The 13,589-nt window shown below is 45.3% G+C and carries 15 protein-coding genes; 9 read left to right on the top strand and 6 right to left on the bottom strand.

Annotation, left to right across the window (positions count from 1 at the left end; translation table 11 throughout):
* Positions 1 to 77: 77 nt before the first annotated feature.
* The 4 genes from trkA to def form a co-directional block, all read right to left on the bottom strand.
* Positions 78 to 1,457 (bottom strand): Trk system potassium transporter TrkA, encoded by a 1,380-nt coding sequence (gene trkA / locus ACFI6J_RS20625; RefSeq protein WP_014947726.1) that lies wholly within the window; start codon positions 1,455 to 1,457, stop codon positions 78 to 80.
* 64 nt (positions 1,458 to 1,521) lie between these two features.
* Positions 1,522 to 2,841: a 16S rRNA (cytosine(967)-C(5))-methyltransferase RsmB gene (gene rsmB / locus ACFI6J_RS20630; RefSeq protein ID WP_014975252.1), complete on the bottom strand. Its 1,320-nt coding sequence runs from the start codon at positions 2,839 to 2,841 to the stop codon at positions 1,522 to 1,524.
* A gap of 2 nt (positions 2,842 to 2,843) precedes the next feature.
* Positions 2,844 to 3,794 carry a methionyl-tRNA formyltransferase gene (gene fmt, locus ACFI6J_RS20635; protein ID WP_014947728.1) on the bottom strand — a complete coding sequence of 317 codons (951 nt, stop codon included), beginning with the start codon at positions 3,792 to 3,794 and terminating at the stop codon, positions 2,844 to 2,846.
* Positions 3,795 to 3,802: 8 nt separating this feature from the next.
* Positions 3,803 to 4,312 carry a peptide deformylase gene (def, locus tag ACFI6J_RS20640; protein ID WP_014947729.1) on the bottom strand — a complete coding sequence of 170 codons (510 nt, stop codon included), beginning with the start codon at positions 4,310 to 4,312 and terminating at the stop codon, positions 3,803 to 3,805.
* A gap of 216 nt (positions 4,313 to 4,528) precedes the next feature.
* Between def and ACFI6J_RS20645 the strand changes: the two genes are divergently transcribed.
* The 7 genes from ACFI6J_RS20645 (at position 4,529) to ACFI6J_RS20675 (ending at position 10,351) form a co-directional block, all read left to right on the top strand.
* A complete protein-coding gene (locus ACFI6J_RS20645; RefSeq protein WP_014975254.1) occupies positions 4,529 to 5,602 on the top strand; it encodes a LysM peptidoglycan-binding domain-containing protein in 1,074 nt (357 codons plus the stop codon).
* Positions 5,603 to 5,641: 39 nt separating this feature from the next.
* Positions 5,642 to 6,751 carry a DNA-processing protein DprA gene (gene dprA / locus ACFI6J_RS20650; protein ID WP_462586369.1) on the top strand — a complete coding sequence of 370 codons (1,110 nt, stop codon included), beginning with the start codon at positions 5,642 to 5,644 and terminating at the stop codon, positions 6,749 to 6,751.
* Position 6,752: 1 nt separating this feature from the next.
* The gene (locus ACFI6J_RS20655; RefSeq protein WP_014947732.1) at positions 6,753 to 7,229 is read left to right on the top strand and encodes a DUF494 family protein; all 477 of its coding nucleotides are present in this window, start codon (positions 6,753 to 6,755) and stop codon (positions 7,227 to 7,229) included.
* 85 nt (positions 7,230 to 7,314) lie between these two features.
* Entirely contained in the window at positions 7,315 to 7,857 is a 543-nt protein-coding gene (locus tag ACFI6J_RS20660; protein ID WP_039222332.1) for a DNA topoisomerase family protein, read from the top strand.
* A gap of 45 nt (positions 7,858 to 7,902) precedes the next feature.
* Positions 7,903 to 8,508, top strand: a complete 606-nt coding sequence (gene tsaC, locus ACFI6J_RS20665; RefSeq protein WP_014975257.1) for an L-threonylcarbamoyladenylate synthase type 1 TsaC — start codon at positions 7,903 to 7,905, stop codon at positions 8,506 to 8,508.
* Positions 8,505 to 9,437 carry an oxygen-dependent coproporphyrinogen oxidase gene (gene hemF / locus ACFI6J_RS20670; RefSeq protein WP_052247444.1) on the top strand — a complete coding sequence of 311 codons (933 nt, stop codon included), beginning with the start codon at positions 8,505 to 8,507 and terminating at the stop codon, positions 9,435 to 9,437. The genes tsaC and hemF overlap by 4 nt, the downstream gene beginning before the upstream one ends.
* A 233-nt stretch (positions 9,438 to 9,670) precedes the next feature.
* A complete protein-coding gene (locus ACFI6J_RS20675) occupies positions 9,671 to 10,351 on the top strand; it encodes an OmpW family outer membrane protein (RefSeq protein ID WP_069943469.1) in 681 nt (226 codons plus the stop codon).
* Between the two features lie 124 nt (positions 10,352 to 10,475).
* On the opposite strand, the gene ACFI6J_RS20680 is transcribed toward ACFI6J_RS20675, so the two are convergent.
* On the bottom strand, positions 10,476 to 10,907 hold the full coding sequence (locus ACFI6J_RS20680; protein WP_014947737.1) for a group II truncated hemoglobin: 432 nt from the start codon (positions 10,905 to 10,907) through the stop codon (positions 10,476 to 10,478).
* On the opposite strand from ACFI6J_RS20680, the gene aroE reads away from it, so the two are divergent.
* A complete protein-coding gene (gene aroE, locus ACFI6J_RS20685; protein ID WP_348670945.1) occupies positions 10,906 to 11,745 on the top strand; it encodes a shikimate dehydrogenase in 840 nt (279 codons plus the stop codon). The two genes, ACFI6J_RS20680 and aroE, sit on opposite strands and share 2 nt — an antisense overlap.
* Here aroE and ACFI6J_RS20690 read toward each other — a convergent pair.
* Positions 11,742 to 12,284 carry a gamma carbonic anhydrase family protein gene (locus tag ACFI6J_RS20690; protein ID WP_348670944.1) on the bottom strand — a complete coding sequence of 181 codons (543 nt, stop codon included), beginning with the start codon at positions 12,282 to 12,284 and terminating at the stop codon, positions 11,742 to 11,744. The genes aroE and ACFI6J_RS20690 overlap by 4 nt on opposite strands.
* Positions 12,285 to 12,628: 344 nt before the next feature.
* Between ACFI6J_RS20690 and ACFI6J_RS20695 the strand changes: the two genes are divergently transcribed.
* The gene (locus tag ACFI6J_RS20695; protein WP_348670947.1) at positions 12,629 to 13,540 is read left to right on the top strand and encodes a UDP-N-acetylglucosamine 2-epimerase; all 912 of its coding nucleotides are present in this window, start codon (positions 12,629 to 12,631) and stop codon (positions 13,538 to 13,540) included.
* Positions 13,541 to 13,589 lie beyond the last annotated feature (49 nt).

Here is a 13,589-nt window from a genome sequence, read left to right on the forward strand (position 1 = left end):
AGGGCGATAAATATCGCCCTTTATTTTTATGTCTTCAACTTTTAATCTCGCGGCACCTATGACGCTTTGCAAAAGCGCTAGCCAAAGAAAAATGCGCTGGGTTGGAACAGCTTTTCCACGTCGTTGATGTACTTCTTATCAACCAAGAACAAAATTACATGGTCGTTTGCTTCAATCTTGGTATCGCTGTGAGCAATAATCACCTGATCGTCTCGAACAATAGCCCCAATCGTGGTACCTGGCGGTAGTTTAATATCGCCTATTTGTTTGCCAACCACCTTAGAGGTATTTTCATCACCGTGCGCTATCGCTTCAATAGCCTCGGCAGCACCTCGTCGTAATGAGTACACGTTTACAATGTCACCTCGACGTACGTGAGTCAGTAGCGCCGAGATAGTGGCTTGTTGAGGTGAAAACGCGATATCTATCTCACCGCCTTGCACCAAGTCCACATAAGCACTTCGCTGGATAAGCACCATGGCTTTTTGTGCACCCATACGCTTTGCCAGCATGGCTGACATGATATTCGCTTCATCGTCGTTGGTAACGGCTATGAAAGCGTCAACTTGCTCGATATTTTCTTCACTTAGCAATTCAGGGTCAGACGCGTCACCGCTAAATACAATGGTTTTATCTAAGTTCGCAGATAAATATTTGGCCCTTTCTGGGCTGTATTCAATAAGCTTTACGTTATGATTGTGCTCTAACTTTTTCGCTAGGCCTGCACCAATCAAGCCACCACCGGCTATCATAATTCGTTTGTAGCTTGATTCGAGCTTTTGAAGCTCACTCATTACTGCGCGAATGTGCTTGGTAGCGGCAATGAAGAACACTTCATCATCGGCCTCAATAACCGTGGTACCTAACGGGCGAATAGGGCGGCCGCGTCGGTAAATGGCAGCAACCCGAGTTTCAACGTTAGGCATGTGGTCTTTAAGCGCAGATAACGCGTGGCCTACCAATAAGCCACCGTAATAGGCTTTAACCGCAACAAGGCTGGCCTTGCCTTCAGCAAACTCAACCACCTGAAGTGCACCCGGGTAGTCAATAAGACGTTTGATGGCCTTAGTTACCAACTGCTCAGGAGCGATAATGTGGTCAACGGGAATGTCTTGCTGCTTATATAGCTGCTCTTGGTAAATAATGTACTGTTCAGAGCGCACGCGAGCGATTTTAGTGGGTGTTTTAAATAGGCTGTAGGCCACCTGACAGGCCAACATATTGCTTTCATCACTATTGGTTACGGCAATCAGCATATCTGCATCTTCCGCACCGGCCTTACGCAACACATCAGGGTGTGATCCCACGCCTGTTACTACTTGTAAATCAAGACGGTCTTGAAGTGCGCGCAATATAGTGGGGTCAGAGTCAATAACCGTTATTTCGTTATTCTCACCCACTAAGTTTTCAGCAAGTGTTCCGCCTACTTGGCCGGCCCCTAAAATGATGATCTTCATCGTTATTATTTTGCCTTCATATTCGTGCAAGTCTTAACTGTGTGACGTTGCACAACTATTGAACTCAGTCTGCTGACTTTACCAGCCTCGCATAATAGAAACCATCCATTTGTTGCTCCCCTGGCGTTATCTGGCGCCCGGGTTTATCAACGGTTTCTGTTTTCACTATGGGCGATAACGAGGCATCTGGAGTGTCGGCGAGAAACTGCTGTATTTGCGCCATGTTCTCTTTTGGCAAAATAGAACATGTTGCATAAAGCAGCGTGCCGCCTGGCTTTAATAGACCCCACAACGTTTCTAATATACGCCGTTGAAGCTGTGCTAAATTGTCGATGTCATTGGCTTTTCGAAGCCAGCGAATATCTGGGTGACGTCGAATCACGCCGGTAGCAGAGCAGGGGGCATCCAGTAATATTCTGTCGAAGGGCTTTCCGTCCCACCAGGTATCAGGATTAGCTGCATCACCTTGCTTGATATCGACAGTGTGCTTAAGGCGAGTCATGTTTTCTTCTACCCGTTTTAGGCGGGTAGCATCAGCATCAAGCGCTAATACGTACTGCGTATCAGGTGCAGACTCAACAATGTGCCCTGTTTTTCCGCCTGGTGCGGCGCAACAGTCTAGAATGCGTTCGTTCGCTTGAGGCTTTAGGTAATGTGCGGCTAATTGCGCTGCCCCATCTTGTACCGCAAAGTGACCTTTTTCAAAACCAGGCAGGGCAGTAATATCTTCTCGCTTAGTCAGAATTACCGCATCAGCGTGGTTTGCGCTAAGGGTATATTCAACCCCTGCTTTATCTAACGCCTGAGTAAATGCTGCCAAGGATGTTTGCAACTTATTTACGCGAAGCCAAATGGGGGCCATGGCATTCGTTTCAGTACGTACCTGCTCGGCGTCGTCACCATAGGCGTTCTCTATTGCCTTAAACAACCACTTTGGCAAGCCGCTGTTTATGATTGCGTCGTCTACAGGTTTGTCTGCAAGGTTCTCTCGCTGAAAATTACGCAGTACTGCATTAACTAACCCTTTTAATCCTGCGGCATTTAAATAAGACGCTGCAGCGACGGTTTCACCCACGGCGGCGTGGTTGCTAACGCGGGAAAAATTAAGCTGGTACAAACCAAGAAGAATAAGATGTTCTATGACTTTTTTGTTGCCTTTTAGAGGCCTATCCAACAAAGAGCGCAGCCAGTGCTGTAAAAGGGGAAGGCGACGCATTACCCCTAGTGACATCTCTTGAATCCATGCGTTATCTTTGGCGTTGTGTCTGCGCTGAACGCGCTCTAAGCACTCACGCGATGACTTGCCTTGCTCTAAAATTTGATAGATGACCCACGCACAATCTGCGCGCAGGTTCTTTTGTTTGGGAAGGGGTAATGGTTTCACGTTTAGTCCGCTTGTGTCAGACAACGGCCCACTTCAAACCACGTTTGGCGAGCATTGATAACGTCTGACGCTGGAAGCGCCTTTTTGCCAGGAATTTGAAGAGTTGTAATGCAAAGCGCATCGCGCCCCGTAGCGATAGTAATGCCCTCTTTATTGGCACTGACTACCGTACCTGGCGTGGCACCTTTATTTAAAGGAACAACGCTGGCAGACCATACTTTAACGTTCTGATCTTCGACCTGCATCCACGCTACAGGCCAAGGGTTGAAGGCGCGGATATTTCGCTCTATTTGCTCAGCATCGTCTGCCCAATTAATCAGGGCTTCTTCTTTTGATAGCTTTTTCGCGTAGGTCGCTTGAGAGTCGTCTTGTTTGGTGGGCGTGTAACGATCAAATTCATTAACGACCTCAACCAACGCTTGTGGTCCTAGCTCTGCAAGCTTTTCATATAAGGTGGCGCTGGTATCTTCAGAGGTAATAGGTAATGTTGCTATGTGAAGCATGTCACCCGTATCTAAACCTTCGTCCATTTGCATTATAGTTACGCCGGTCTCAGCGTCACCCGCCCAGATTGAACGCTGTATTGGTGCCGCGCCTCGCCACTTGGGCAGAATAGAGCCGTGCACGTTAATGCACCCTAGCTTAGGTGCATTTAACACCGCGGTAGGCAGTATCAGTCCGTAAGCAACCACTACCATTAAATCGGCATTGAGCGAGGCTAATTCTTCCTGAGCGTCTTGCGCTTTAAGCGACTGAGGCTGGTAAACTGGAATGGCGTTTTCTTCTGCTAATACTTTAACCGGACTGGCGGTAAGCTTTTTACCTCGCCCTGCGGGTCTATCAGGCTGAGTGTAAACAGCAATGACTTCGTGCTCGCTCTCGAGTAACGCTGATAGATGTTTAGCTGCAAAATCCGGAGTACCGGCAAAAATCACTTTCAATGGAGTTGTCACGTTATTCCTTAGGCTTTTGCAGCAAGACGCGCTTCTTTCTCAAGCTTTTTACGAATACGTTGGCGCTTGAGCGGTGAAAGGTAATCAATAAATAATTTGCCTTTTAGATGATCCAGCTCGTGCTGAATACAAATCGCTAACAAACCTTCTGCATCCAACTCAAAGCTTTCGCCATTCTGATCTAGCGCTTTTACGGTAATTGATTCGGCGCGCTCAACTTTCGCGTAATTACCCGGCACTGATAAACAGCCTTCTTCGCTAATCGTGGAGCCATCTTTACGAATGATTTCAGGGTTAATAAATACGCGTGGCTCGTTTTGATCTTCCGATACGTCCATTACAACAACTTGAACGTGGCGGTTAACTTGCGTTGCAGCAAGGCCAATACCGTTCTCGTCTTTCATGGTTTCGAACATGTCCGATACCAATTGTTTAATTTCGTCGTTAACCTCTTCAACCGGCTTAGCTACCGTGCGAAGACGTTCATCAGGAAAACTTAATACGTCTAAAATTGCCATTTCTCGCTTACTTCACCTTTTCGCTGTATAAATTCATATACGATCTAATTGCCAGCACACTTTACAGTGCTTATTAAGTTACTATTCTAACGTATATCGGGCTGTTTCGTGCAGTTTTTTACCGAAACCCTATTAGAATACCTAGTTATGCCGATATAGTGCTATTGTCTGAAAAATCAACAATAAGTGACAGTGAATAATTTGCAGGTGGTTAATTTGAAAAAGCGATTGATTTACGCGCGTCGTGCAGCATTGTTTATCTTAGGTGCACTGCTTTCTTTGCCTACCTTTGCGCTGCAGCTAAAAGAGAGCGCGCCAGAAACCTACACAGTAAAGCGTGGAGACACGCTATGGGCAATCGCTAACGTCTTTCTCAACGAGCCTTGGCTCTGGCCTGAATTATGGCGAACCAACACCCAAATCGACAATCCACACCTTATTTACCCGGGCGATGTTATCGTCGTTGGGTATGTTGATGGGCAGCCTGTATTAAGTGTAAAGCGCGACAAACCTTCCTATAAGCTTTCCCCGGCTACCGATAAGCGAGTAAAACCGAAGCCTGTTGATGTGTTGTCGTGGACAACTATCTCGCCATTTATAAGACAACATATGCTGCTAGACGAGGAAAGCTATGCTTCGCTACCTAAATTGCTGGGTAATCAGGATGGAAACGTAAGGTTTGCGTCTGATGATTTTGTGTTAAGCCAGCAACAATTCAGTACCGACGATCAGTACAGAGTTGTAAGAAAGCACGCTACGATTAGAAATCTTGATGGGGAAATCCTTGGTATTCAAGTTACCCATGTTTCAACAGCTTCACTAGTGGAAAAAGATGAAGGTAGCAACACGATGTTGCTTTTCATCGACGATGCGAACCAAGAAGCTAAGCGCGGTGATAAGTTAATGGCGGGTGGATTTGAACATCCTGAAGGCTTTGAACTTGTTCCGGCTACTTCGCAGCGAGGCGCAATAGTTGGAGATTTGCATGATCACGATTTACTTGGCAAATACGACGTTGTCATTCTTGATTTAGGCAGTATGGAAGTAGCGCCAGGTACGGTCCTGGGGCTTTACTCACAAGGTCCAGCCATTATTGACGAAGAAAGTCCACGCTATGTAGATGAACCCGGCGCTAACACTGGTGGTGAGTGGTTTATCGATACAGTATCGCAACCCGCGCTTAAAGTAGGTGAAGTGGTTGTGTTTAAAACATTTGATGCGGCAAGTTACGGATTAATAACGCGAGCGAACAAAGGGATAAAGCGCGGCTTTATTGTCGCAAAGCCCTAAGCGTTGCATGGTTCATTGTCGCTCGCATTAGGAGCGATAATGGCAACACAATCTTCTCAGTTAGACAGCGAAACATTAGCATGGATAGCGCTGGCTTCCGCTCAGCGTGTTTCACCTAAACTATGGCTACAGGCTCTCGAAAAGTATCAACTTTCTACTGTCGATTTAGGCAGCGACACGTCTTCGCTGCCTAACGAGGTTAAACAACTCACCAACAACATTTCACCGCCTCTTATTGATGCAGCAATAAACTGGCTGCAAGCGAGCGACAATAGACACATCGTGCCGTTGTCATCGCCTCACTATCCAGAATTACTTAAGCAATTGGATAGTCCGCCCCTCGCGCTATTTGCCACGGGAAACAAAGCGCTATTTCAAAAACCACAGATTGCTATAGTGGGAAGCAGAAGGGCCAGCCTCCAGGGTAAGCGTACCGCAACCGACATTGCTTATGGGTTATCTAGTAGCGGAGTTGTAGTGACGAGCGGCCTTGCCATGGGCATTGATAGCGCCGCACACCAAGGCGCCCTGTCTGGTAGCACCGGAACCATTGCGGTAATGGGTACGGGACCTGAAAAGGTATATCCGGCTAAAAATAGTAAGCTCTATGAAGCTATCAACAATGACGGAGGTGTCACCGTTACAGAGTTTTTTCCGGGGCAGGGACCTAAGCCTTGGCATTTTCCAAGGCGAAATCGAATTATCGCAGCGTTATCCCTTGGAACCTTAGTGGTAGAGGCAAAAATTAAGAGTGGCACCTTGATAACTGCGAATTTGGCCGCAGATATGGGGCGAGAAGTATTCGCTGTGCCAGGCAATATCGCTAACGCTTACGCTGAAGGTTGCCACTGGTTAATCCAACAGGGCGCCAAATTAGTAACAAATATAAGCGATATTCTCGATGAAGTTGGCGTTCAGCCTGAACAACTAGGCTTGAATGTTGACGAGCAAAACGAAAAAAGTACAGCGAATAGCTTGGCAACCGATAAATTATTAGCTAGTGTGGATTATGACATCACCGCTATTGATGTCATAGCCCAGCGCAATGCCTTATCTGTATCGCAAGCAATGGCATCATTATTAGAATATGAGTTGCGTGGTTTAGTGGCCGCTGTCCCTGGTGGTTACGTTAAATTGAGGGGAAAATAATATGTTCGATATCCTCATGTATCTGTTTGAAAACTTCATTCACAGTGAAACGGAAATTCGTGTTGACCAAGACGAGTTAACGGAAGAGCTTGTGCGCGCAGGATTTCATCACGATGAGATTTATAAAGCCCTCGCATGGTTAGAAAAGTTAGCGGCACTGCAAGAGACGGACATCAAACCGTACTTTTGCAAAGGTATTAGCACTAGCTTAAGCCGTATTTACACGCATGAAGAACAAATGCGTTTAGATGTGGAATGTCGCGGTTTTCTTATGTTCTTAGAACAGGTTAATGTGTTGGATGCCTCCACACGCGAAATGGTTATAGATCGCGTTATGGAGATTGATTCCAATGAATTTTGCTTGGAAGACCTGAAGTGGGTTGTGCTAATGGTACTATTCAACGTACCTGGCAAAGAGAAAGCCTACGCACAAATGGAAGATCTTTTGTTCGAAGAGCCAGATGGTGTTCTGCATTAATGCAGTTGTAGTCACTGGTATTTGAATCTTTACTTAAAAATGCGCTGTGAAATTACAGCGCGTTTAAGGCCTTAACGTCCAATACATGTCTAAAATAGACCATTCACTCTTTTCAGCGCACGAGCATGCTCTCGATGATAATTTCGGAGATTGCCCCGAGTGCGGTAAACCTCTTCATATAAAGAACAGTAAATCCGGCCCTTTTATCGGGTGTACGGGCTATCCGGAATGTAGCTTTAGTAAGCCACTTCACGATAAACAAACCACCATACTGAAAACCTTAGACGGTGTAGCCTGCCCTGAATGCGCATCCGACTTAGCCATAAAGAAAGGGCGGTTTGGCATGTTTATCGGCTGTACCAATTTTCCTTCATGCCATCACATAGAGCCCATTAAAGAAAAAGAAGATACTTTGGTGGATTGTCCAAAGTGTAAGAAAGGGCATCTAATCTCGCGTACTAACAAATACGGCAAACAGTTTTTTGCGTGCAACCATTATCCACAATGTCGATATGTGCTAAATTTCACGCCGGTTAATGAAAGCTGCCCAGACTGCGGTTGGGGAGTATTGATAGACAAAAAGGGGCAGTTACAGTGTCCTCAGCCGGCTTGCGGCTATAAAAAGTAATTATACGAACAACTATACGAAGAACTATACGTAGAGATTAAAACCATGTCTGATATCCAAAATGGGAACGTAAACACGTTTACCCCCGTTGAGGCTAACTCACCTGAAGTAGACCCTGTTGTTGCCGCATTCCAAGCTGGCAGTTTAATCGTTTATCCAACCGAAGCGGTAATGGGCATCGGATGTGACCCCGACAATGAAGCCGCTGTAAATGCGCTGTTAGAGATAAAACAGCGACCGGTAGAAAAGGGCGTGATCTTGATTGCTGCAAACTACAGTCAGCTACTGCCTTATGTTAACGATAACGCCATTCGCCCTGACAGACGCACCGATATTTTTTCGAGCTGGCCAGGCCCTAATACTTGGCTATTACCTAAGTCGTCATCTGCGCCAGTTTGGTTAACCGGCAAGCATAGTAAAATAGCGGTGCGCGTAACTAATCACCCTGTAGTAGTGGAATTGTGCAACAAGTTAGGTAAACCGTTAGTTTCTACAAGCGCTAACCTGACCGGCCAACCGCCAGCCATCACCACTGAAGAAGCAAAAGCCGTATTCGCTGATTCCGTCTTCTATGTCGAAGGGGAAGTAGGCGGTGCAACTAAACCCAGTACCATTCGCGATGGTGACACAGCAGAGGTAATAAGAGCATGACATCAGCAGAATTACTGGACGGTAAAAATGCCGCTGAAGTAATAGAACAAGTAAAAAGCTATTTACTAGGGCTGCAAGACACCATTTGCCAAACACTTGAACTTGCCGATGGTAAGGGCCAGTTTGTTGAAGACAGCTGGCAGCGAGAAGAAGGTGGCGGTGGCCGTTCTCGAGTACTAAAAAATGGTGCGGTGATTGAACAAGGCGGCGTTAACTTTTCTCATGTGTTTGGCAGTCAAATGCCTGCTTCAGCAACGGCTAATCGCCCTGAGCTTGCGGGAAGAAACTTTCAAGCAATGGGTGTATCACTCGTTATTCATCCACATAACCCGTATATCCCAACGTCACATGCTAATGTTCGCTTTTTTATTGCAGAAAAAGAGGGCGAAGCACCTATCTGGTGGTTTGGCGGCGGCTTCGACTTGACGCCATTTTATCCGTTTAAAGATGACGTTTTACACTGGCATGATACTGCTAAAAAATTATGTAAGCCGTTTGGCGATGATGTTTACCCTAAGTACAAAAAGTGGTGCGACGACTACTTTTACTTAAAGCATCGCAATGAAACTCGCGGAGTGGGCGGTTTATTCTTCGACGACCTGAATGAATGGGGCTTTGAACAGTCATTTGCATATATGCAGGCTGTTGGTAATGGCTTCATCGATGCTTACGTTCCTATTGTTGAACGTCGTAAGCAAACCGATTTCGGCGAAAGAGAGCGTGATTTCCAACTTTACCGCCGGGGCCGCTACGTTGAGTTTAACCTTGTATTCGACCGAGGCACTTTATTTGGACTGCAAACCGGCGGGCGTACTGAATCAATTCTAATGTCGATGCCGCCGCTCGCGCGCTGGGAGTATTGTTATACACCTGCACCGGGTAGCGCCGAAGCCAAGCTGACAGACTGGTTAAAACCTACTGATTGGTGATTAATTATTAAATAAGGCTGCGCTTAAATCCTTACGCGGACCGCCGATAGCAGCTTTCATCTTTAATGACTAAAAAACGCCGTATTAATGTTAATGCGGCGTTTTTTTGATCTACATCAAGGTGGAATATCATCTGTGTTTCAGTGAGTTATCAAACTTGCGCTGGATCAATGTTTCTCTTAACCACAGGCGTAAAGTATCGCCATCTTAATTAAACACAAAAGAGACACATCATGCGCAAACACTTTTTATCTGCATCTGCACTTTGCTTTACTCTTGCTGCACTCTCACCTTTAGCTAGCGCTCACCAGCAGGGCGACTGGATTGTTCGTGGCGGTCTTACTACCGTTGCTCCTGACGAATCTACCTCTAACATCGTCGCGGGTGGAACTGATCTTGGCGTTGCCCTTAATATCGATAACGATACTCAGCTAGGTCTAAACGTAGCGTACTTTATTACTGACAATATTAATATTGAGCTGCTTGCCGCAACGCCCTTTAAGCACGATGTGAATTTTTCTGTTGCTGACCCGTTAGGGACGGGTAACCAGCTTGGAGAAGTCACGCACCTTCCACCTACGCTTACCGCAAACTACTATTTTAATGATGCCAGCTCTGCGTTTCAGCCGTACATTGGTGCAGGTATCAACTATACCTTTATCTTTGATGAAGAGTTTACAGGTGCGAATGAAACAGCTGGCTTAAGCGACCTTTCGCTTGATAATTCATTTGGCTTGTCAGCACAGGTGGGAATGGATTACCAAATTGATACCAAATGGCATGTCAATGCATCGGTTCGATTCATTGATATAGATACCGAAGCCACCTTTAAAGTGGGTGATGCTGCTGGAAAGGTAAGTGATATTGAAATAGATCCTTGGGTGTATACCTTATCGGTGGGTTACACATTCTAATTATTAGTTCTACGCCTTATTAACTATTAGGCTTTCACAATTGCACTACTTTATGCGCCATAAAGAGCGTAGACAGTAACAGGGGAGTTGCGCGTTAAAAGGTTAATCCTTTCAACGCGCTTTTTTATTTTGTATTCACCATGTGATTGGCGAGTTGATCAAGTGCGTCTATCAACTGTTGAGCTAAGGCGATATCTTCAACCGTTTTAAACATGGCTTTTCGCATGCAATACATCCACTGCGCTTTTAACTCCGGTGTTACGGTATAAGGTAGGTGGCGTGCACGCAGACGCGGGTGGCCATACTGCTGCTGATAATCATCAGGACCACCAAGCCATAAACTTAAATAGAGAAAGAACACGTGGCGAATTCTGTCTAATGGCTGGGGGTGAATAGCTAGCAGTTCATTGGCGAGTGGATCGGTTTCCATTATGTCGTAAAACGTATTTGCTAATTCCCGTACTTTCTCCTCTCCACCTATACGTTCATATGGTGTACTCTGCGAAGCACGATTATCGCTTTTCTTCTTTATATTAAATAAGTCTCGTATTCCCATGAAAAAATTCGCTGTATTCGGAAATCCTATTGCACAGAGTTTATCACCAACTATCCATCAAATGTTTGCTGAACAAGTGGGAGAAAAGATTTCTTATGAAAAGATACTTGCGCCAGTAGACGGTTTTGTAGATGCCGCCAACGCGTTTTTAGCTCAGGAAGGCGCGGTAGGTTGTAACGTCACCATGCCTTTTAAGCTTGATGCATTCAACTTGGCAAAGGTAGACGACCAAGCAGCCAAAGATGCACAAGCTGTTAATACGCTAATGAATGGTGACAGCGGTGAAATATGGGGATTCAACACTGATGGTGTAGGGCTGGTAAACGACTTGCTTAACAGCGGTGTGGAAATTAAGGGTAAGCGCGTGTTGCTTATTGGTGCCGGCGGCGCTGCTCGTGGCGTAATCTCCCCGTTATTAAAAGCAGGGGCCGCCTCTTTAACCATCACCAATAGAACCAAAGCGAAAGCTGAGGAAGTGGCAAGCGCCGCTTCAAACGCTAAAGTGCAGGTGGCTGCGCTTGAAGATATCGCAGATGTTGCGCCTCATATTATTATCAATTCAACAGCCGCCAGTTTAAGCAATGAATTGCCGTGCCGTTTAAATGATGGTGTTTTACAAAACTGTGAAGTGGTGTACGACATGGTTTATAAAAACTCACCCACGCGCTTTATGAGAGAGGCGGCCGAACTTGGTGTTAAAACACAAATAGATGGGTTAGGGATGCTGGTTGAGCAAGCGGCTGAAGCATTCTACATATGGACACAAAAGCGCCCCGATACTTCAGATATTGTAAAACGTGTCAGGGCTATCGTTGAGCAAGGTGAGAAGCGAAACTAGTTCGCTTCTTCAAGGTACTCATCTTTCAATACAACATAGTTAACGGCAGATTGTTTCAGGAATGCCATTTCAGCGTCGTTGAGCGGTCTTTTCTTTTGCATGGGGTTCCCAACGTAAAGAAATCCGCTTTCTAGCCTTTTGTTCGGCGGTACTAATGTACCTGCACCAATAAACACATCGTCTTCAACAACAACACCATCCATTACAATAGCGCCCATGCCAACGAGAATTCGATTACCCAACTGGCAGCCGTGCAGCATACACTTATGCCCAACGGTAACGTCCTCACCAATAATAAGTGGGAAGCCGTTGGGGTTTTTCTCAGATTTACGGGTAACGTGTAAAACACTGCCATCTTGAATATTAGAACGGGCGCCAATACGAATTTTGTTCACGTCGCCACGGGCTGCAACCAGCGGCCAAATACTCGCATCATCTTCTAAAACTACATCACCGACGATTCTTGCCGAGCCATCAATATAGACATTCTTTCCTAATGTAGGCGAAACACCTTTAAAACTATCAATCGATTTATGCATTACACACTCATATAAATTGCGCAGAAAGTGAATTACGCAAACTCTAACAGCAATGCCGATGAGTTGGTACTAGTAGGGTGGTTACAGAGCCTACCTGTAATGCTTTAAGCAACAGGTAACTATCTTGGGGTAGCAACACGCGAAGAGGAGGGTAGTAAATCACAAGGAGAAAAATGATAATGTAGCTTGCTAATAGAATTTATCGAGACGTTGTAATGCCCAAGCGCTATGTATTTTTCACTGCCCTTTCCTATGCGTATCCTATTTATAGACCACTACAAGAGGCCATTAGGGCTAGAGGTGACGAAGTAGCGTGGTTTTTGGAAGGAGAATGTCCCGATCTATTGAAGCCTGATGAAATTCGCCTTCATACTATTAATGATGTTATTGAATACAACCCCTTAGCCATATTTGCGTGTGGAAATATCATCTATCACTTTTTGCCAGGTATAAAGGTATCAGTATTTCACGGTTACCCGATTGGCAAGCGGGGGGAGAAGAGTAGCGCTACAGATGATCACTTCTCTATTCGCGGGTGGTTTGATATGTACTGTACTCAGGGGCCAAGTAGCACAGAGTATTTTAAGCAGCTTGAAGCAAAGCATCAGTTTTTTAAAGTGTATCAAACAGGTTGGGCTAAAGTGGATGACTACTTTTCTTCATATAAGAAGGAAAACGATGTTCCCACTATTCTCTACGCCACCACTTTTTCTAGAGGCATTACCTCTGCTCCTGTACTTGTCGATACAATTAGTAGGTTAGTGAAAGAAAAGAAATGGAATTGGCGTTTAACATTCCATCCCAAACTCAACGATCAAGCACTATTAGATAGATATCGTGCGCTGGCAGATGAATATAGTAACGTTACGTTTGTCGATAATGTGCGTCTTGAAGACTTTCAGCAATCAGATGTCATGTTGTGTGACAGCAGCTCTATAATTTTAGAGTTTATGATGATGAACAAACCTGTTGTCACTTATCGCAATACAAACCCCGGACAACATTTACTTAATGTCACAGAAGTAAGCGAAGTAGAAAACGCCATTGAAACTGCATTAACGCGACCAGCATCATTAATGAAAGAGGTTAATGACTTTGCCCATTATCATGAAGCCTATAGAGATGGACATAATTGCGAACGTATTTTAGATGCAGTCGATGACTTTAATAGTAACTATAAAGGTAAGATAAAAGCTAAGCCGCTTAACCTTTGGCGCAAGTTCAGGTTAAGGAATAAGCTGAAATACTGGAAATAGTTGGTATTTTGAGCGTTCAAAACGAATATGACACTTTTTTTAAAATAAG

The organism is Alteromonas sp. G4i13, assembly GCF_054960505.1.